This is a genomic window from Enterobacter sp. MEB024 (assembly GCF_030209635.1).
Lineage (GTDB): Bacteria > Pseudomonadota > Gammaproteobacteria > Enterobacterales > Enterobacteriaceae > Enterobacter > Enterobacter ludwigii.
In genome coordinates this window covers 112319-130871 of record NZ_JARVRQ010000010.1, presented here as the reverse complement: position 1 = coordinate 130871, position 18553 = coordinate 112319, and the positions used below count along the sequence as shown (strand labels likewise).

General features: G+C 54.7%; 18 protein-coding genes. 5 read left to right on the top strand and 13 right to left on the bottom strand.

Annotated elements, in window-relative coordinates:
* Window positions 1–99 precede the first annotated feature (99 nt).
* Entirely contained in the window at window positions 100–618 is a 519-nt protein-coding gene (locus tag QRN24_RS16825; protein ID WP_014171767.1) for a type 1 glutamine amidotransferase domain-containing protein, read from the top strand.
* Here the strand turns inward: QRN24_RS16825 and QRN24_RS16820 are convergent.
* Window positions 598–1032, bottom strand: coding sequence for a YhbP family protein (locus QRN24_RS16820; RefSeq protein ID WP_044866070.1), 435 nt, complete (start codon window positions 1030–1032; stop codon window positions 598–600). The genes QRN24_RS16825 and QRN24_RS16820 overlap by 21 nt on opposite strands.
* A 14-nt stretch (window positions 1033–1046) precedes the next feature.
* Here QRN24_RS16820 and QRN24_RS16815 point away from each other — a divergent pair, with 14 nt between their 5' ends.
* Window positions 1047–1376 carry a GIY-YIG nuclease family protein gene (locus QRN24_RS16815; RefSeq protein WP_014171769.1) on the top strand — a complete coding sequence of 110 codons (330 nt, stop codon included), beginning with the start codon at window positions 1047–1049 and terminating at the stop codon, window positions 1374–1376.
* Here QRN24_RS16815 and QRN24_RS16810 read toward each other — a convergent pair.
* Window positions 1363–1866 (bottom strand): GNAT family N-acetyltransferase, encoded by a 504-nt coding sequence (locus tag QRN24_RS16810; protein ID WP_020883545.1) that lies wholly within the window; start codon window positions 1864–1866, stop codon window positions 1363–1365. The genes QRN24_RS16815 and QRN24_RS16810 overlap by 14 nt on opposite strands.
* Window positions 1860–2384 (bottom strand): ubiquinone anaerobic biosynthesis accessory factor UbiT, encoded by a 525-nt coding sequence (ubiT, locus tag QRN24_RS16805; RefSeq protein ID WP_032679042.1) that lies wholly within the window; start codon window positions 2382–2384, stop codon window positions 1860–1862. Before ubiT ends, QRN24_RS16810 begins: the two co-directional genes overlap by 7 nt.
* Before the next feature lie 211 nt (window positions 2385–2595).
* On the opposite strand from ubiT, the gene ubiU reads away from it, so the two are divergent.
* From ubiU to QRN24_RS16790, 3 genes are all read left to right on the top strand, one after another.
* Complete coding sequence (gene ubiU / locus QRN24_RS16800) at window positions 2596–3591, top strand: ubiquinone anaerobic biosynthesis protein UbiU (RefSeq protein WP_020883543.1); 996 nt, start codon at window positions 2596–2598, stop codon at window positions 3589–3591.
* Window positions 3592–3598: 7 nt separating this feature from the next.
* Window positions 3599–4477, top strand: coding sequence for a U32 family peptidase (locus QRN24_RS16795; RefSeq protein WP_020883542.1), 879 nt, complete (start codon window positions 3599–3601; stop codon window positions 4475–4477).
* 89 nt (window positions 4478–4566) lie between these two features.
* Window positions 4567–5574, top strand: coding sequence for a luciferase-like monooxygenase (locus QRN24_RS16790; protein WP_032679044.1), 1008 nt, complete (start codon window positions 4567–4569; stop codon window positions 5572–5574).
* Between the two features lie 45 nt (window positions 5575–5619).
* Here QRN24_RS16790 and mtr read toward each other — a convergent pair whose 3' ends face one another.
* The 10 genes from mtr to nusA all read right to left on the bottom strand — a co-directional run bounded on the left by mtr (window position 5620) and on the right by nusA (window position 18548).
* Window positions 5620–6864 carry a tryptophan permease gene (mtr, locus tag QRN24_RS16785; RefSeq protein WP_020883540.1) on the bottom strand — a complete coding sequence of 415 codons (1245 nt, stop codon included), beginning with the start codon at window positions 6862–6864 and terminating at the stop codon, window positions 5620–5622.
* Between the two features lie 142 nt (window positions 6865–7006).
* On the bottom strand, window positions 7007–8911 hold the full coding sequence (locus QRN24_RS16780; RefSeq protein ID WP_020883539.1) for a DEAD/DEAH family ATP-dependent RNA helicase: 1905 nt from the start codon (window positions 8909–8911) through the stop codon (window positions 7007–7009).
* A complete protein-coding gene (gene yrbN, locus QRN24_RS22740) occupies window positions 8904–8984 on the bottom strand; it encodes a protein YrbN (RefSeq protein WP_100122156.1) in 81 nt (26 codons plus the stop codon). The genes QRN24_RS16780 and yrbN overlap by 8 nt, the downstream gene beginning before the upstream one ends.
* Before the next feature lie 107 nt (window positions 8985–9091).
* On the bottom strand, window positions 9092–9976 hold the full coding sequence (gene nlpI, locus QRN24_RS16775) for a lipoprotein NlpI (protein ID WP_013098912.1): 885 nt from the start codon (window positions 9974–9976) through the stop codon (window positions 9092–9094).
* 108 nt (window positions 9977–10084) lie between these two features.
* Entirely contained in the window at window positions 10085–12223 is a 2139-nt protein-coding gene (gene pnp / locus QRN24_RS16770; RefSeq protein WP_014171780.1) for a polyribonucleotide nucleotidyltransferase, read from the bottom strand.
* Window positions 12224–12465: 242 nt separating this feature from the next.
* The gene (gene rpsO / locus QRN24_RS16765) at window positions 12466–12735 is read right to left on the bottom strand and encodes a 30S ribosomal protein S15 (protein WP_013098914.1); all 270 of its coding nucleotides are present in this window, start codon (window positions 12733–12735) and stop codon (window positions 12466–12468) included.
* 155 nt (window positions 12736–12890) lie between these two features.
* On the bottom strand, window positions 12891–13841 hold the full coding sequence (gene truB, locus QRN24_RS16760; protein WP_284942888.1) for a tRNA pseudouridine(55) synthase TruB: 951 nt from the start codon (window positions 13839–13841) through the stop codon (window positions 12891–12893).
* A complete protein-coding gene (rbfA, locus tag QRN24_RS16755) occupies window positions 13841–14245 on the bottom strand; it encodes a 30S ribosome-binding factor RbfA (protein WP_014171783.1) in 405 nt (134 codons plus the stop codon). The genes truB and rbfA overlap by 1 nt, the downstream gene beginning before the upstream one ends.
* Before the next feature lie 88 nt (window positions 14246–14333).
* Window positions 14334–17021 carry a translation initiation factor IF-2 gene (gene infB / locus QRN24_RS16750; RefSeq protein WP_014171784.1) on the bottom strand — a complete coding sequence of 896 codons (2688 nt, stop codon included), beginning with the start codon at window positions 17019–17021 and terminating at the stop codon, window positions 14334–14336.
* A 24-nt stretch (window positions 17022–17045) separates the two neighbouring features.
* Entirely contained in the window at window positions 17046–18548 is a 1503-nt protein-coding gene (gene nusA / locus QRN24_RS16745) for a transcription termination factor NusA (protein ID WP_014171785.1), read from the bottom strand.
* Window positions 18549–18553 lie beyond the last annotated feature (5 nt).

The following is an 18553-nucleotide window of genomic DNA, read 5'->3' as shown; positions in this document are numbered from 1 at the left end:
CGAACTCAGCGTCGTCGACCACACTTAGAAGTCTGTTACAGGTAAGTATTTACCACAAGCGGAGAAAAATCTGTCTGAAGCCAAAACAACGGAGGAAGCATGGGCAAGAAAATCGCAGTCTTGATCACCGACGAGTTTGAAGATTCAGAATTCACCTCGCCAGCCGAGGCATTTCGCAAGGCAGGACATGAGGTCATCACCATTGAGAAAGAGGCGGGTAAAACGGTGAAAGGCCATAAGGGCGAAGCCAGCGTGACCATCGATGAAACCATCGATAACGTCAGCCCGTCAGATTTCGATGCCCTGCTGTTACCCGGCGGTCATTCACCGGATTCCCTGCGTGGGGATGAACGGTTCGTGACCTTCACGCGAGACTTTGTCTCGACGGGCAAACCGGTCTTTGCCATCTGCCACGGTCCGCAGCTGCTCATCAGCGCAGATGTCGTGCGCGGGCGTAAACTCACGGCCGTGAAACCGATCGTTATCGATCTGAAAAATGCGGGGGCTGAGTTTTACGATCAGGAGGTTGTGAACGACAAAGACCAGCTGATCACCAGCAGGACCCCGGACGATCTGCCCGCGTTTAACCGTGAAGCGCTACGCCTGCTCGGCGCGTAGCCAGTGAAGCTTTGTGCCAAAGCCCAGGGTGTTGTCGGTAAATTTCAGCTCATCAAGGCGGATTTCCCACACCGGAGCTTTTAGCGCAATGGCAACCGGAAAGCGGCGCGTGTAGCGTTTTCGCTGCGCGTCGCTCTCTTCTCCGTCCAGGCGGCGGATCTCCCCTTTAAATTGCAGGCCACGAATCAGCGCAACCGTTTTAGGCTGGCCGTTCACCGTGCCCGCCACCTTCGCCTGCGAACCCGACATTTGCGCATGACGGGTTTTATCCTCGCTCAGGACATAAAAGGCGACACGCTCGGGATCGTAGTAATAAAACGCGTTTGCACACCACATTTCACCTTCGTCATACACGCACCAGGTGACGACATGCTGTTTTGCCAGCCAGCGGTTAATGGTGGTCAGAGTTTCCATTTTCGCTCTCTCTCATGCTAAGGTGCGTTCACCTTAACATACTGAATCTGTTTACCGTGTGCTGGTTTCTCTATCTTGTTCGTACCGCCGATAACGCCCTGTACACCGGGATCACTACCGATGTGGCGCGGCGTTTTCTGCAACATCAAACGGGGAAAGGTGCCAAAGCGCTGCGGGGGAAAGGGGAATTACAGCTCGCCTTTTCAGCGCCCGTTGGCGACAGATCGCTGGCGCTCAGAATGGAATACCGCATTAAGCAGCTGACGAAGCGTCAGAAAGAGCGCCTCGTCACCGGAGACGGCTCCTTTGAGGCGCTTCGCGAGAGCCTGATTAAAAGCGATTGAAATGGTCGTGATACTCAACCAGACCGTTCACGCCGTTAAGCGCGTCATCCGCCAGACGGTGCACCTGGAAGGCGGATTCCGTTCCCGGCCAGCGGCAGCGGAGATCGTAATGCGCTGCCGGTTCGAAGCCTAAACGGCCATAGAACGTAGCATCTCCCAGCGTCACCACGGCGGCATAGCCAAATTCGTTGAGCGAGTCCAGCCCTTCGTAAACCAGCTGGCGCGCCAGCCCCTGGCCGCGGTAGTGTTCATCAACCGCCAGCGGTGCCATTCCTACCCACTGTAGCTCTTCGCCCTGAACGGTAACCGGGCTGAAGGCAACGTAGCCCACCACCTGACCTTCGTCATCGGTGGCAACCAGCCCCAGCGTAATCAGGCCGTCTTCGCGGAGATCGTGGACCAGTTGCGCTTCGTCATCCCGCGCAAAAGAGCGGCGTAACAACGCATCGATTCCCGGTGCATCAATCCCAATTTCGACTCGAATCAGCATGGCTCACCTACTGAAGTGTGTTTACTTTCCGGCGGGGTTTTCAGCCCCGCCTCAACGAAATCTGCCATTTGCATCAACATCACACGCAGCGCTTTTGGCATCTGCTCCAGCTCAATGGCATCCATTAAATTCTTTACGTACAGACCAAGTTCCGTATCGCCTTCGATAACCAGTCGGCGCTGGAAGAAGAGTGTGTCCGGATCCTGCTTACGCGCGGCGATCATCAGCAGATCGCTGGCGCTGGCGCTAAAGCTCACATCCGCCTCGGCGGACTCACGGACGATCAGTTGGTCATTCTCAACAGAGGTAAACCAGCGCAGCCCGATATCGTGGACGTCAATGCTTAACCAGCGCCCTTCCAGGAACGCCAGCTCACCGTCCTGCAGCGCCTGGCGGAATTGCCAGCTCAGCACCTGCTCCAGCACCTGGCGTTTAAGCGCGAACGGGGCCAGTTTTACCGGCACGCTCAGCATTGATGGACCAAATTGTACGAGACGTGAACGCAGTTTATCCAGCACGAGCTTTACTCCCTGATAGCTATAGTCCTGCTATTTTGCCATATCCGAAGCACAACATAGCGGCGTAAATCAACAAACTGTCGTCAGGTGTACCTCATTATTGGTGCCATCAATACGCCATTAGCTGCCTTAAATCAAAAATTGTCGCGTATGGGTTAATTAAAATCCCAGCTCGTTAACAAATTTGCGATCGACTACATCAGGATAAATTATGGAGCTGCTCTGCCCAGCCGGAAATCTTCCGGCGCTTAAGGCGGCCATCGAAAATGGGGCCGATGCGGTCTATATCGGGCTGAAAGATGATACCAACGCCCGCCATTTTGCTGGCCTCAACTTTACGGAGAAAAAGCTTCAGGAAGCCGTTACCTTCGTCCACCAGCACCGCCGCAAACTGCATATCGCCATCAATACCTTCGCCCATCCTGATGGCTACGCCCGCTGGCAACGCGCGGTGGATATGGCAGCACAGCTGGGCGCCGATGCGCTGATCCTCGCCGACCTCGCTATGCTTGAGTATGCGGCAGAACGCTATCCTCATATTGAGCGTCACGTCTCCGTTCAGGCATCTGCCACTAACGAAGAGGCGGTGCGTTTTTATCATCGTCACTTTGATGTTGCCCGCGTGGTGCTGCCACGCGTGCTCTCTATTCATCAGGTTAAGCAACTCGCGCGCGTCACGCCAGTACCACTGGAAGTTTTTGCCTTCGGCAGCCTGTGTATCATGGCCGAAGGCCGTTGCTATCTCTCTTCCTATTTAACCGGCGAGTCCCCCAATACCGTTGGGGCCTGCTCGCCCGCCCGCTTTGTTCGCTGGCAACAAACGCCGCAGGGGCTGGAATCGCGCCTGAACGACGTGCTGATTGACCGCTATCAGGACGGCGAAAATGCCGGTTACCCGACGCTGTGCAAAGGCCGCTATCTGGTAGACGGTGAGCGTTACCACGCGCTGGAAGAGCCAACCAGCCTTAATACGCTGGAACTGCTGCCAGAACTGCTGGCCGCCAATATCGCCTCGGTGAAAATTGAGGGCCGCCAGCGCAGCCCGGCGTACGTCAGCCAGGTGGCGAAAGTCTGGCGCCAGGCTATCGATCGCTGCATGGCAGACCCGCAGAACTACGCACCGCAACCGGCGTGGATGGAGACACTCGGTGCGATGTCCGAGGGTACACAAACCACGCTTGGCGCGTATCACCGTAAATGGCAGTGAGATAATCATGAAATATTCATTAGGGCCGGTGCTCTACTACTGGCCAAAAGAGACGCTGGAAGATTTTTACCACCAGGCCGCGACCAGCAGCGCAGATGTGATTTACCTCGGTGAAGCGGTATGCAGCAAGCGCCGCGCCACCAAAGTGGGCGACTGGCTGGATATGGCGAAAAGCCTCGCCGGAAGCGGTAAACAGGTGGTGCTCTCAACGCTCGCCCTCGTCCAGGCCTCCTCCGAACTGGGTGAACTCAAACGCTACGTAGAGAACGGTGAATTCCTGCTGGAAGCCAGCGATCTGGGCGTAGTGAACATGTGCGCCGAACGCAGGCTGCCGTTTGTCGCAGGCCATGCGCTGAACTGCTATAACGCCGTGACGCTGCGCCTGCTGCTTAAACAGGGAATGACGCGCTGGTGCATGCCGGTCGAACTCTCGCGCGACTGGTTGGCCAACCTGCTCAACCAGTGTGAAACGCTGGGCATTCGCAATCAGTTTGAGGTGGAAGTGCTGAGCTATGGTCATCTGCCGCTGGCCTATTCTGCCCGCTGCTTCACCGCCCGCTCTGAAGACCGTCCGAAAGACGAGTGTGAAACCTGCTGCATCAAGTACCCGAACGGGCGCAGCATGCTGTCGCAGGAAAATCAGCAGGTGTTCGTCCTGAACGGTATCCAGACCATGAGCGGCTATGTGTATAACCTCGGCAATGAACTGGCGTCGATGAACGGTCTGGTCGACATGGTGCGCCTGTCACCGGTGGATACGGGCGTATTCGCCATGCTGGATGCCTTCCGCGCCAATGAAAACGGTGATGCTCCGCTGCCGTTAACCGCTAACAGCGACTGTAACGGCTACTGGAAACGCCTCCCCGGGCTGGTGTTACAGGGCTGAAGAAGAAATGTAAAAGCTCACTTTGTTAACAACGGTTATTAAATTTTAATGCACTATTAAAAGATTCACCGTCGACAAAGTGAGCTGTTATGACTGATAAAACCATTCCGTTTTCGGTGCTGGATCTGGCACCGATCCCTCAAGGGTCCTCAGCACGAGAAGCCTTTACCCACTCTCTCGATCTCGCTCGCCTGGCAGAAAAACGCGGTTATCACCGTTACTGGCTGGCTGAGCACCACAATATGGTTGGTATCGCCAGTGCCGCGACCTCCGTGCTGATTGGTTACCTGGCGGCGAACACCACCACGCTGCATCTTGGCTCCGGTGGCGTGATGCTGCCGAACCACGCCCCGCTGGTGATTGCCGAGCAGTTTGGTACGCTGAATACTCTCTATCCTGGCCGTATCGACCTGGGTCTTGGCCGTGCGCCGGGCAGCGACCAGCCGACCATGCGCGCCCTGCGTCGCCATATGAGCGGCGACATCGATAACTTCCCGCGCGATGTGGCTGAACTGGTGGACTGGTTTGACGCGCGTGACCCTAACCCGCACGTGCGCCCGGTGCCAGGCTACGGTGAGAAGATCCCGGTATGGCTGCTGGGCTCAAGCCTGTACAGCGCGCAGCTTGCCGCGCAGCTGGGGCTGCCGTTCGCCTTTGCCTCACACTTCGCGCCAGATATGCTCCATCAGGCGCTTCACCTCTATCGCACAAACTTCAAACCTTCAGAGCGTCTGGAAAAACCGTATGCGATGGTGTGCATCAACATCGTTGCCGCCGACAGCAATCGCGATGCGGAATTCCTGTTCACCTCCATGCAACAGGCTTTTGTGAAGTTGCGTCGCGGTGAGACCGGCCAGCTGCCGCCGCCGGTGGAGAATATGCATCAGCTGTGGTCGGCATCCGAACAGTATGGCGTTCAGCAGGCGCTGAGCATGTCGCTGGTGGGGGATAAGGCAAAAGTGCGTCACGGGCTGGAGGCGGTGCTGCGTGAGACACAGGCGGATGAAATTATGGTTAACGGCCAGATTTTCGATCATCAGGCACGCTTGCATTCGTTTGACCTGGCGATGCAGGTGAAAGAGGAAGTGTCAGGTTAGCGCGGTTTGTTCCCCTCTCCCGTCGGGAGAGGGGAACAGGCGGTGTTACTGATACACCGGCAGCAGGTTAAAACTCGACAGGACATGCACCAGCGCGTTGCCAATACCGAACACCAGAATCAGCGCAATCATCGGCTTTCCGCCCCAGACGCGGAATTTCGGGCTGCCGAAGCGTTTACGTGATTTGCGTGCCAGCAGCGCAGGCACAATCGCCGCCCAGATGGTCGCCGCCAGCCCGGCATAGCCGATGGCATAGAGGAAACCATTCGGCCACAGCAGACCGCCAACAATCGGTGGCAGGAAAGTCAGCAGCGCGGTTTTAAAGCGCCCCATAGCAGAATCATCAAAACCAAACAGATCGGCCAGGTAGTCAAACAGGCCCAGCGTCACGCCGAGGAAAGAGCTCGCGACGGCAAAGTTAGAGAACACCACCAGCAACAGATCCAGACTGCGGCTGTTCAGTACGCCGCTCAGCGCCTGTACCAGCACATCAATGTTACCGCCCTTCTGCGCAATGCCGATAAATTCAGGACGCGGGATATTGCCCATCGTCCCCAGCAGCCAAATCACGTACAGCGCCAGCGCCAGCAGCGTGCCGTAGATCAGGCACTTCACAATCGTGCGGGGATCTTTACCGTAATACTTCATCAGGCTCGGCACATTACCGTGGTAACCAAATGATGCGAGACAGAACGGCAGGGTCATCAGCAGGTACGGCGTGTAAGCGGTATTCGTCTCCGCCACGTTGAATAGCGTGGCCGGCGTAACGTGCCCAAGCAGGCTGCCGAAGGTCAGGAAGAAGGTGATCACCTTCGCGCCCAGCACAATCGCCGTCATGCGGCTCACCGCTTTGGTGCTCATCCAGACGATAAACGCGACGCCCAGCGCGAAGCACAAGCCCGCCACTCTTGCCGGCACGTTCAGCGACAACTCCGAGAATGTGTGATGCAGAATAGAGCCGCTTGCTGAGATGTACGCGTAAGTCAGGATGTAGAGCACAAAGGCAATGGAGAGGCCATTAACCAGGTTCCAGCCTTTGCCTAACAGGTCTTTAGTGATGGTGTCGAAGCTGGAGCCAATGCGGTAGTTCAGGTTGGCTTCGAGGATCATCAGCCCGGAATGAAGCATACAGAACCAGGTAAACACCAGTGCCGCCAGCGACCAGAAGAACCACGCACCGGACATAACCACAGGCAGGGAGAACATCCCGGCACCAATGATGGTTCCGCCGATGATCACCACGCCGCCAAGCAGCGAAGGTGACGTTTGGGTGGTGGTAAGTGTCGCCATACAGCCTTTTCTCCAGTCAATAATGCGGTTATGCATGTTAATGCGCAGCACTGTACCAGTACAAGAGTACAAAAGGAATAAAAAAAGCCCCGATTGTGTTTATCGGGGCTGTATAGATTACTTTACGTCAGAAACGAAAGACTTACGCGTCACCGAAACGACGACGAGCGGTACCTTCTTCACGACGTGGGCCGCGGCTTTCGCGACGCTCGCCAGAGAAACGACGACCTTCGCCTGCGCCAGCGCGGTTGCCTTCGCTACGACCGCCTTCACGACGTTCGCCACCGAAACCACGACCACCGCCACGACGTTCGCCACCACGGTCAGTACGTGGCTGGGCATCGCCCATCAGCTGCATGTTCATCGGCTTGTTCAGGATGCGGGTGCGAGTAAAGTGCTGCAGTACTTCGCCCGGCATGCCTTTTGGCAGCTCGATGGTAGAGTGAGATGCGAACAGCTTGATGTTACCGATGTAACGGCTGCTGATGTCGCCTTCGTTAGCGATCGCGCCAACGATATGACGAACTTCAACACCATCATCACGGCCCACTTCAATGCGGTACAGTTCCATTTCGCCAGCGTCACGACGCTCACGACGTGGACGCTCTTCGCCACTGCGCTCTGGACGGTCAGCACGTGGACCACGATCGTTACGGTCGCCACGACGTTCGAAACGCTCGTCACGGTCACGGAACTCACGCTTAGGACGCATCGGTGCATCTGGTGGCACGATCAGGGTACGTTCGCCCTGTGCCATTTTCAGCAGTGCTGCGGCCAGTGTTTCCATATCCAGCTCTTCGCCTTCAGCGGTAGGCTGAATCTGTGCCAGCAGCGCACGATACTGGTCCAGGTCGCTGCTTTCCAGCTGCTGCTGGACTTTCGCGGCGAATTTTTCCAGACGGCGTTTGCCCAGCAGTTCTGCATTTGGCAGTTCCGCTTCTGGAATGGTCAGCTTCATGGTGCGTTCAATGTTACGCAGCAGACGACGCTCGCGGTTCTCAACGAACAGCAGCGCACGACCTGCACGACCCGCACGACCGGTACGACCGATACGGTGAACGTAGGATTCGGAGTCCATTGGAATATCGTAGTTAACAACCAGGCTGATACGCTCAACGTCCAGACCACGTGCTGCCACGTCGGTTGCAATCAGGATATCCAGACGACCGTCTTTCAGGCGCTCCAGCGTCTGCTCACGCAGAGCCTGGTTCATGTCACCGTTCAGCGCTGCGCTGTTGTAGCCGCTACGCTCCAGCGCTTCAGCCACTTCCAGGGTCGCGTTTTTGGTACGAACGAAGATAATCGCCGCATCAAAATCTTCCGCTTCCAGGAAACGAACCAGCGCTTCGTTTTTACGCATACCGTATACAGACCAGTAGCTCTGGCTGATGTCAGGGCGAGTAGTCACGCTGGACTGAATGCGCACTTCCTGCGGCTCTTTCATGAAGCGGCGGGTAATGCGACGAATCGCTTCTGGCATGGTTGCAGAGAACAGAGCGGTCTGATGACCTTCCGGGATCTGCGCCATAATTGTTTCTACGTCTTCGATGAAGCCCATACGCAGCATTTCATCTGCTTCATCCAGTACCAGACCGCTCAGTTTAGAGAGGTCAAGGGTACCGCGCTTCAGGTGATCCAGCAGACGGCCCGGCGTACCGACAACAATCTGTGGACCCTGGCGCAGGGCACGTAACTGCACGTCATAACGCTGGCCACCGTACAGGGCCACCACGTTTACGCCGCGCATATGTTTAGAGAAATCAGTCATAGCTTCTGCAACCTGAACAGCCAGTTCACGGGTTGGAGCCAGGACGAGGATCTGCGGTGCACGCAGTTCCGGATCGATGTTGTGCAGCAGCGGCAGCGAGAACGCTGCGGTTTTGCCGCTACCAGTCTGGGCCATGCCCAGCACGTCACGACCAGACAACAGATGTGGGATACATTCTGCCTGGATCGGAGATGGTTTTTCGTAACCCAGATCGGTAAGGGCTTCAAGGATAGGAGCCTTCAGGCCCAGATCTGCAAAAGTGGTTTCGAATTCAGCCATGTAGTACGAGTGCCTCAATGTCAATGGCGGCCAGTCTACTTAGCTCATCGTGAAAATGATTAGCAATTTTCATTGAAAAGTGTGAACCGGCTCAAAGTAGATGTATTGACGAACAACAACGCCCTCACCAGTTAAGGTGATGGCAATCAAAAGATTACGGGCTGATGTTTATGTCGTCAGCTATTGCTGGTCCGATTCTGCCAGGTCGTCTTGCTCCTGGCCCAAGAGCGATAATTCCAACAATGCATAACGGTGCTCAACGAAGTTGTGTACGTTGTTAGCAACCGCTAATTTGAACAGTGCCGTAGCGCTGTCCTTATCCCCCAGACTTAGGTAGTACTTACCTAAATAGAAGTTGGTTTCACTGAGATGCTCAGCGAGCGAGGTGTTATCCGTTGCGTCCGCCTTGAGGCGTTCCATCAGCGTTGCTTCGCTAATGTTGCCCAGGTAGAACTCGACAATGTTCCATCCCCACTGTTCCTTGTCCGATTTATCGAAGCGCTGTTTCAGTGCTTCTTTTGCCTGCTTCTCATCGAGCTTCTGCTCAACGATGTATAACCACAGACTGCGGAAAGGATCATTAGGATCGTCTTGATAAAACGCCAGCAGATCATCTTGCGCTAACTTATCACGACCGCCGTAATACAGGGCGATACCGCGATTCAAGTGCGCGTAGTTGTAAGTTGGATCAAGCTCAAGTACAGAATCAAACGCTTCATAGGCAGCATCAAAATTGCCTGCCTGCGTTAAATAAATGCCTAAGTAATTGAATACTTCAGGCATATCAGGTCGGATTGCCAGCGCTTGTGAGAAATCATTCCGCGCTAATGCCCTCAGACCGAGACTATCATACAACACTCCGCGCTCATATAAAAGCTGTGCGCGTTCGTCATCGGTTAAAGCCCGACTGGCAAGAATTTGTTCCATGCGTGCCAGAATCACTTCCTGCTGCAAAGTCGGTTGCAATGGCACTGCGAGGACTTCGCTCTTACGCCAGGCAGAGTTGCTGCATCCTGCCAGCGTTAAAGCTGTCGCAACGAAACACCAGCGCAAAAAAGGCTTCATTTCCCACTCCCGAAGACAACTATTGGATGAACGTCCTGTCCCCCGGCGGCTTAACAAGGCGTCCTGCCTGATAATAGGCCCTCCGCCGAAGCGGAGGGCAAATGCAACTTACTCGCCTTGCTGTTCTGCTGCCGATGCTTCTGGCGCAGCAGCCGGCTGAGACTGCTCGGTTGCTTCTTTAATGCTCAGACGGATACGGCCCTGGCGGTCAACTTCCAGAACTTTAACCGGGACTTCCTGACCCATCTGCAGGTAATCGGTCACTTTCTCAACGCGCTTGTCAGCGATTTGAGAGATGTGAACCAGACCTTCTTTACCGCCACCGATGGCAACGAACGCGCCAAAGTCAACGATACGGGTCACTTTACCATTGTAGATACGGCCCACTTCGATTTCTGCAGTAATTTCTTCGATGCGACGAATAGCGAATTTCGCTTTCTCGCCGTCGGTCGCTGCAATTTTCACCGTACCGTCATCTTCGATTTCGATAGTGGTGCCAGTCTCTTCGGTCAGAGCACGGATAACGGAACCGCCCTTACCGATAACATCTTTGATCTTGTCTGGATTGATCTTGATGGTGTGGATACGCGGAGCGAACTGAGAAATGTCGCCACGTGGCGCGTTGATCGCCTGTTCCATCACGCCCAGGATGTGCAGACGAGCACCTTTAGCCTGGTTCAGCGCAACCTGCATGATCTCTTTGGTGATACCTTCAATTTTGATATCCATCTGCAGCGCAGAGATACCGTCACGGGAACCCGCAACTTTGAAGTCCATATCGCCCAGGTGGTCTTCGTCGCCCAGAATGTCAGACAGAACAACAAAGTTCTCGCCCTCTTTCACCAGGCCCATTGCGATACCCGCAACGGCGGCTTTGATTGGCACGCCTGCATCCATCAGCGCCAGAGATGCGCCACACACGGAAGCCATGGAAGAAGAACCGTTAGATTCGGTGATTTCAGAAACCACACGAACGGTGTACGGGAATTTGTCAGCATCCGGCATCACTGCCAGCACACCACGCTTCGCCAGACGACCGTGACCAATTTCACGACGCTTAGGGGAACCTACCATACCGGTTTCACCTACGGAGTATGGAGGGAAGTTGTAGTGGAACAGGAAGCTGTCAGTACGCTCGCCCATCAGTTCGTCGATGTTCTGCGCGTCACGTGCTGTCCCCAGGGTCGCGGTAACCAGCGCCTGCGTTTCGCCACGGGTGAACAGTGCAGAACCGTGAGTACGTGGCAGAACGCCAGTACGCACGTCCAGACCACGGATCATGTCTTTTTCGCGGCCATCGATACGCGGCTCACCCGCCAGGACGCGGCTACGAACCACGTTTTTCTCGATAGCGTGCAGAATTTCGCTCAGCTCGTTAGCATCCAGCGTTTCGTCTTCAGCAATCAGCGTTGCGATAGTTTCGTCTTTGATCACGTCAACCTGAGCATAACGCTCCTGTTTGTCGGTGATGCGATAAGCATCGCTCAGACGAGATTCAGCCAGCGCAGCAACGCGTGCATTCAGCGCGTCGTTGACTGCTTCAGGCTGCCAGTCCCAACGTGGTTTGCCCGCTTCTTTAACCAGATCGTTGATGTTCTGAATAACGATCTGCTGCTGATCGTGGCCAAAGACCACCGCGCCCAGCATCTGGTCTTCACTCAGCAGTTCCGCTTCGGATTCAACCATCAGCACAGCCGCTTCAGTACCAGCAACAACCAGGTCCAGCTTACTTTCTTTCAGCTCTTCCTGCGTTGGGTTCAGCACGTACTGGTCGTTGATATAACCAACGCGTGCAGCACCGATTGGGCCATTGAATGGAATACCAGACAGTGACAGGGCCGCGGAAGCACCGATCATCGCAACGATATCCGGGTTAACCTGTGGGTTAACGGAAACAACGGTCGCGATAACCTGCACTTCGTTCACGAAGCCTTCCGGGAACAGCGGACGAACCGGGCGGTCAATCAGACGCGCAATCAGGGTTTCGCCTTCGCTTGGACGGCCTTCACGACGGAAGAAGCCACCCGGGATTTTACCGGCAGCGTAGGTACGCTCCTGGTAGTTAACGGTCAGCGGGAAGAAGTCCTGACCTGGTTTTGCTTTTTTCTGGCCAACTACGGTTACGAATACCGCAGTGTCATCCATGCTTACCATAACGGCAGCAGTAGCCTGACGTGCCATCATGCCGGTTTCCAGCGTGACGGTGTGTTGACCATACTGGAATTTACGAACGATCGGATTCAGCAAAGTTCTGTCCTTTCTTAAATGTATGACAGCACACCACCGGTGTGCTGACGATTTAACCCGACCTTCTTCGCATCCTCGCGACTAATGACAACCAACACCCCCATGGGTGAAGCCTCTCATTAGCCGCGCGAACCTCTGCAATGAAGATCATTTATAGCAACAATACAATAGTTTCCAGTGAATTGCTGCCGTCTGGTTGAAAAAAGGGGCCATCAGGCCCCCTTTTCTGAAACTCGCAAGACTTAGCGACGCAGACCCAGACGCTCGATCAGCGCGGAGTAACGTGCAACATCTTTACGTTTCAGGTAGTCGAGCAGTTTACGACGCTGAGAAACCATACGCAGCAGACCACGACGGCTGTGGTGATCTTTTTTGTGCTCTGCAAAGTGACCCTGCAGGTGGTTAATCTGTGCAGTCAGCAGTGCAACCTGAACTTCGGTAGAACCGCTGTCGTTAGTACCACGACCAAACTCAGAAACGATTTTAGCTTTAGCTTCAACGCTTAGAGACATTTTCAAACTCCAGAATATAAAGAATGTAAGGATGCCGATCTCTAATTCAGCAATCCCAGTATACGTCCCGCAATATGTTAAACAATTTGCCGAACGTTAAGCCGCGATATTCTACTCGTCTCCCCTGCTTATCGCAAGGCGAGCCGTTATCGCTATCAGGCTTCTACCGGATACTCAACGACCAGGCGACGCGGCGCGACGCGCCCTTCGCCATCCATTTCACCCATGCCGATAAACTTACCTTCATCCCCCTCGGTCACGCGTACCAGACCTTCAGAAGGAGCACTGGTGGTACGAACCGGGTTTCCGTTCTTAAAGTAAACGGAGGATGTTAAAGGAAGATTAACAACCGGGAAATCGGCCGCCGGGCTGTCCATTGGCATCAGCAGCGGATCGAGCAAATCGGCCGGCACAATCTCCTGCGCTTCCGCCTGCTCAACCAACTCGCGCAGATGTTCAAGGGTCACCATTCGCTCAACCGGGTACGTGCTGACAGCCAGGCGACGCAGGTAAATCACGTGCGCACCGCAACCCAGCTTTTCACCCAGGTCGTCAATGATGGTACGAATATAGGTGCCTTTCGAACAGTGAACTTCCAGCTCCAGCTCATCGCCTTCGTGACGAATAAAGAGCAGTTCGTACACGGTAATCGGACGGGGTTCACGAGGAACGTCAATGCCCTGGCGTGCATATTCGTACAGTTTTTTACCCTGGTACTTCAGCGCCGAATACATTGACGGTACCTGCAGCGTGTCGCCACGGAAACTTTCCAGCGCAGCATCAAGTTGCTCCGCGCTGAAGGTCACCGGACGCTCTTCTACCACCTGACCATCGGCATCGGAGGTGTCAGTGCGCTGGCCTAATCGGGCGATGACCCGATAGCGCTTATCGGAGTCCAGCAGGTACTGGGAAAACTTTGTCGCTTCCCCCAGGCAGATCGGCAGCATGCCGGTCGCCAGCGGATCGAGCGCGCCCGTGTGGCCCGCACGGTTGGCGTTAAAAATACGCTTAACTTTTTGCAGCACGTCGTTGCTGGAAGCGCCCTGGGGTTTATCCAGCAGCAGCACACCATGCACGTCGCGACCGCGACGACGAGGACGACTCATTAGTCCTCCTTGCTGTCGTCCGTTGGGTTAACACGACGTTCGTCGTCATGTTTCACCACGCTGGTCACCAGGTTGGACATGCGCATACCTTCGACCAGAGAGTTGTCGTAGAAGAAGGTCAGCTCAGGCACGATACGCAGACGCATCGCTTTGCCGAGCAGAGAGCGGATGTAGCCAGAGGCTTCCTGCAGCGCTTTAATGCCGTTTTTTACCGCGGCTTCGTCCTGATCGTTCAGGAAGGTCACGAACACTTTGGCATACGCCAGGTCGCGGGACATTTCCACGCCGGACACGGTGGTCATCACACCCACGCGTGGATCTTTAATTTCACGTTGCAGGATGAGGGCGATCTCTTTCTGCATTTCTTGCGCTACGCGCTGCGGGCGACCAAATTCTTTCGCCATAATAAATTCTCCAGACAAAAAAGGGGCAAAAAGCCCCTTTTAAAATTATTACCGGGTGGCGCTTTGCTTACCCGGCCTGCATCGATGATTAAGCAATCGTACGCTGAATTTCGATGATCTCGAACACTTCGATCATGTCGCCAACGCGAACGTCGTTGTAGTTCTTCACGCCGATACCACATTCCATGCCGTTACGGACTTCGTTAACGTCATCTTTGAAGCGGCGCAGGGATTCCAGCTCGCCTTCGTAGATAACCACGTTGTCACGCAGTACGCGGATTGGGTTGTGACGTTTGATGATACCTTCGGTAACCATACAGCCCGCGATCGCACCAAATTTCGGTGATTTGAACACGTCACGCACTTCAGCCAGACCGATGATCTGCTGTTTCAGCTCTGGAGACAGCATGCCGCTCATCGCAGCTTTCACTTCGTCGATCAGGTTATAGATGACGGAGTAGTAACGCAGATCCAGACTTTCAGCATCAATCACTTTACGTGCAGACGCGTCAGCACGTACGTTGAAGCCGACCAGGATTGCATTGGATGCAGCAGCCAGGGTGGCGTCGGTTTCGGTGATACCCCCTACGCCAGAACCGATGATCTTCACTTTAACTTCGTCAGTAGACAGTTTCAGCAAGGAGTCGGAGATCGCTTCCACAGAACCCTGAACGTCGGCTTTCAGAACGATGTTCACTTCGTGAACTTCGCCTTCGGTCATGTTCGCAAACATGTTCTCGAGTTTAGATTTCTGCTGACGAGCCAGTTTAACTTCACGGAATTTGCCCTGACGATACAGTGCAACTTCACGCGCTTTCTTCTCGTCACGTACGACGGTCACTTCATCACCCGCAGCCGGCACACCGGACAGGCCCAGGATTTCCACTGGAATGGACGGACCTGCTTCCAGAACTTCCTGGCCCAGTTCGTTACGCATCGCACGAACACGACCGTATTCGAAACCACACAGGACGATATCGCCTTTATGCAGCGTACCTTCACGAACCAGAACGGTTGCAACCGGACCACGACCTTTATCCAGGAAGGATTCGATAACCGCGCCGCTCGCCATACCTTTACGAACCGCTTTCAGCTCCAGAACTTCAGCCTGCAGCAGGATAGCGTTCAGCAGGTCGTCGATACCGGTACCGGCTTTCGCAGATACTGGGATGAACTGCGCTTCACCGCCCCACTCTTCCGGCATAACACCGTACTGGGAGAGTTCGTTTTTAACGCGATCCATGTCAGCTTCTGGCTTATCGATCTTGTTCACTGCAACCACCAGAGGCACCTGCGCCGCTTTCGCGTGCTGAATAGCTTCAATGGTCTGTGGCATCACGCCGTCATCTGCAGCAACAACCAGTACAACGATATCCGTTGCCTGAGCACCACGAGCACGCATAGAGGTAAACGCTGCGTGGCCCGGGGTATCCAGGAAGGTGATCATGCCGTTGTCGGTTTCTACGTGGTACGCACCGATGTGCTGGGTAATACCACCCGCTTCACCGGAGGCCACTTTCGTCGAACGAATGTAGTCGAGCAGAGAGGTTTTACCGTGGTCAACGTGACCCATGATGGTCACTACAGGCGCGCGCGGTTCTGCCGCTGCACCGGTGTCACGGTCGCTCATTACTGCTTCTTCCAGCTCGTTTTCACGACGCAGGATAACTTTGTGGCCCATCTCTTCGGCTACCAGTTGCGCAGTTTCCTGGTCGATAACCTGGTTGATGGTGGCCATTGCGCCCAGTTTCATCATCGCTTTGATGACCTGAGAACCTTTAACCGCCATTTTGTTGGCCAGATCGCCAACGGTGATGGTTTCACCAATCACTACGTCACGGTTAACAGCCTGAGCTGGCTTCTGGAAGCCCTGCTGCAGTGCGGAACCTTTACGCTTGCCGCCTTTACCACCGCGGATCGCTGCACGTGCTTCTTCACGGTCAGCTTTAGATTCAGCGTGCTTGTTGCCTTTTTTGGCTGGGCGAGCAGCTTTGGTGCTGCGAGTACGGCCACGACCACCTTCAACTTCACGGTCGTTATCGTCTTCTGCCTGGCGCGCATGCTGAGAAGTGGTGACGTGATAATCGCTGGTGTCTTCAGACGCTTCAGCAGGGTTCACACCGTTCTTCTCGTTTTCTTCAGCCATACGGCGCGCTTCTTCAGCTACACGGCGAGCTTCTTCTTCAAGCTTGCGGCGGGCTTCTTCTTCCGCTTTACGCTTCAGCTCGGCAGCTTCATTTTCACGGCGGGCTTTTTCAGCCTGGGCGGTTTTTGTCATTTCGTCGGTCTGTTGATTGCTCACTTTGTCTTTTTCCGCAGCTTCACGCTTCACTTTATCACTTGCGTCGCGTTTCGCTTTTTCTGCGGCCTCACGTTCAGCTTTTAATTCTGCTTCACGCTTGGCAGTCGCTTCTGCCTCACGCTGAGCTTGTTCTTCCGCTTCACGCTGTGCCTGCTCTTCCGCAGCAAGGCGTTCTGCCTCTTGCGGATCACGTTTTACAAAGGTGCGTGTCTTGCGGACTTCAATTTGTACCGATTTGCTTTTACCACCGGTACCAGGGATATTCAACGTGCTACGCGTTTTGCGCTGCAGCGTCAGCTTGTCAGGCGTCGAACCGTGTTCACGGTTCAGGTGCGCTAACAAGGTTTGTTTTTCTTGCGCGTTCACCGAGTCATCAGCGGACTTCGGGATCCCTGCATCAGCAAATTGCTGTACCAGGCGGTCCACGGAGGTCTGAATCTCAGCAGCCAGCGATTTTACAGTTACATCAGTCATGCTGTTCCTTCCTGCTACAGTTTATTACGCTTCGTCGCCGAACCAGCAAATATTACGTGCGGCCATGATGAGTTCGCCGGCTTTCTCGTCGGTTAAACCTTCGATATCGGCCAGGTCATCAACGCCTTGCTCAGCGAGATCTTCCAGCGTACAAACACCACGGGCAGCCAGCTTGAACGCAATCGCACGATCAAGACCTTCCAGATTCAGCAGGTCATCAGCCGGCTTCTTATCGCCAAGGCTTTCTTCCTGAGCCAGTGCCAGGGTGGTCAGTGCGTTTTTAGCGCGTTCACGCAGGGCTTCAACGGTGGCTTCATCAAGACCGTCGATTTCCAGCAGCTCTTTCATTGGCACATAGGCCAGTTCTTCAAGGGTAGAGAAACCTTCTTCAACCAGAACAGTGGCGAAATCTTCGTCAATATCCAGGTATTTCGTGAAGGTATCGATCGCCGCATGGGCTTCAGCCTGATGCTTAGCCTGCAGGTCATCAACGGTCATTACGTTGAGTTCCCAGCCGCTCAGCTGTGACGCCAGGCGTACGTTCTGACCGTTACGGCCGATTGCCTGCGCCAGGTTGCCCGCTTCAACAGCGATATCCATGGTGTGTTTGTCTTCGTCAACAACGATAGACGCCACATCCGCCGGAGCCATTGCGTTAATCACGAATTGCGCCGGGTTGTCGTCCCACAGGACGATATCGATACGCTCGCCGCCCAGTTCGGTAGAAACCGCCTGAACACGCGCACCGCGCATACCTACGCAAGCACCGACCGGGTCGATACGCTTGTCGTTGGTTTTCACCGCGATTTTCGCGCGTGAACCCGGATCGCGGGCAGCCGCTTTAATCTCGATAACTTCTTCGCCGATTTCCGGTACTTCGATACGGAACAGTTCAATCAGCATCTCTGGCTTGGAACGGGTCACAAACAGCTGTGCACCACGCGCTTCAGGGCGTACGGCATACAGAACGCCACGAATACGGTCACCCGGGCGGAAGTTTTCACGCGGCAGCATGTCTTCACGCAGGATAACGGCTTCAGCGTTACCTGGCAGCCCTTCAGATTTGATTTCCAGAGAGATGTTGTCGCGGTTTACTTTCTTCACCACGCCGGTAATGATCTCACCTTCCTGATCGCGGAACTGATCAACAACCAGCGCACGCTCAGCTTCACGGACTTTCTGGACGATAACCTGTTTTGCGGTTTGCGTGGTGATACGGTCGAAGGTGACAGATTCAATCTGATCTTCAACATAGTCACCCACGTTCAGGCTTTCGTCTTCAAAACGCGCCGCTTCCAGGGTGATCTCTTTCGTCGGCTGGGTCACCTCTTCAACGATTACCCAACGACGGAATGTATCGAAGTCACCGCTTTTACGATCGATTTCTACGCGAACATCGATCTCTTGTTCGTATTTTTTCTTGGTTGCTGTAGCCAGTGCACTTTCCAGCGCTTCGAAAATCTTCTCACGCGGCAGTGATTTCTCGTTGGAGACGGCTTCAACAACAGCCAAAATTTCTTTGTTCATCGCGG

What these genes read in the sequence shown, in the direction of transcription:
- QRN24_RS16825 (WP_014171767.1), top strand. Translation starts at nt 100, where the DNA reads ATGGGCAAGAAAATCGCAGTCTTGATCACCGACGAGTTTGAAGATTCA.
- QRN24_RS16820 (WP_044866070.1), bottom strand. Translation starts at nt 1,032, where the DNA reads ATGGAAACTCTGACCACCATTAACCGCTGGCTGGCAAAACAGCATGTC.
- QRN24_RS16815 (WP_014171769.1), top strand. Translation starts at nt 1,047, where the DNA reads ATGCTAAGGTGCGTTCACCTTAACATACTGAATCTGTTTACCGTGTGC.
- QRN24_RS16810 (WP_020883545.1), bottom strand. Translation starts at nt 1,866, where the DNA reads ATGCTGATTCGAGTCGAAATTGGGATTGATGCACCGGGAATCGATGCG.
- ubiU (WP_020883543.1), top strand. Translation starts at nt 2,596, where the DNA reads ATGGAGCTGCTCTGCCCAGCCGGAAATCTTCCGGCGCTTAAGGCGGCC.
- QRN24_RS16795 (WP_020883542.1), top strand. Translation starts at nt 3,599, where the DNA reads ATGAAATATTCATTAGGGCCGGTGCTCTACTACTGGCCAAAAGAGACG.
- QRN24_RS16790 (WP_032679044.1), top strand. Translation starts at nt 4,567, where the DNA reads ATGACTGATAAAACCATTCCGTTTTCGGTGCTGGATCTGGCACCGATC.
- mtr (WP_020883540.1), bottom strand. Translation starts at nt 6,864, where the DNA reads ATGGCGACACTTACCACCACCCAAACGTCACCTTCGCTGCTTGGCGGC.
- QRN24_RS16780 (WP_020883539.1), bottom strand. Translation starts at nt 8,911, where the DNA reads ATGGCTGAATTCGAAACCACTTTTGCAGATCTGGGCCTGAAGGCTCCT.
- yrbN (WP_100122156.1), bottom strand. Translation starts at nt 8,984, where the DNA reads ATGAAAATTGCTAATCATTTTCACGATGAGCTAAGTAGACTGGCCGCC.
- nlpI (WP_013098912.1), bottom strand. Translation starts at nt 9,976, where the DNA reads ATGAAGCCTTTTTTGCGCTGGTGTTTCGTTGCGACAGCTTTAACGCTG.
- rpsO (WP_013098914.1), bottom strand. Translation starts at nt 12,735, where the DNA reads ATGTCTCTAAGCGTTGAAGCTAAAGCTAAAATCGTTTCTGAGTTTGGT.
- truB (WP_284942888.1), bottom strand. Translation starts at nt 13,841, where the DNA reads ATGAGTCGTCCTCGTCGTCGCGGTCGCGACGTGCATGGTGTGCTGCTG.
- rbfA (WP_014171783.1), bottom strand. Translation starts at nt 14,245, where the DNA reads ATGGCGAAAGAATTTGGTCGCCCGCAGCGCGTAGCGCAAGAAATGCAG.
- infB (WP_014171784.1), bottom strand. Translation starts at nt 17,021, where the DNA reads ATGACTGATGTAACTGTAAAATCGCTGGCTGCTGAGATTCAGACCTCC.
- nusA (WP_014171785.1), bottom strand. Translation starts at nt 18,548, where the DNA reads ATGAACAAAGAAATTTTGGCTGTTGTTGAAGCCGTCTCCAACGAGAAA.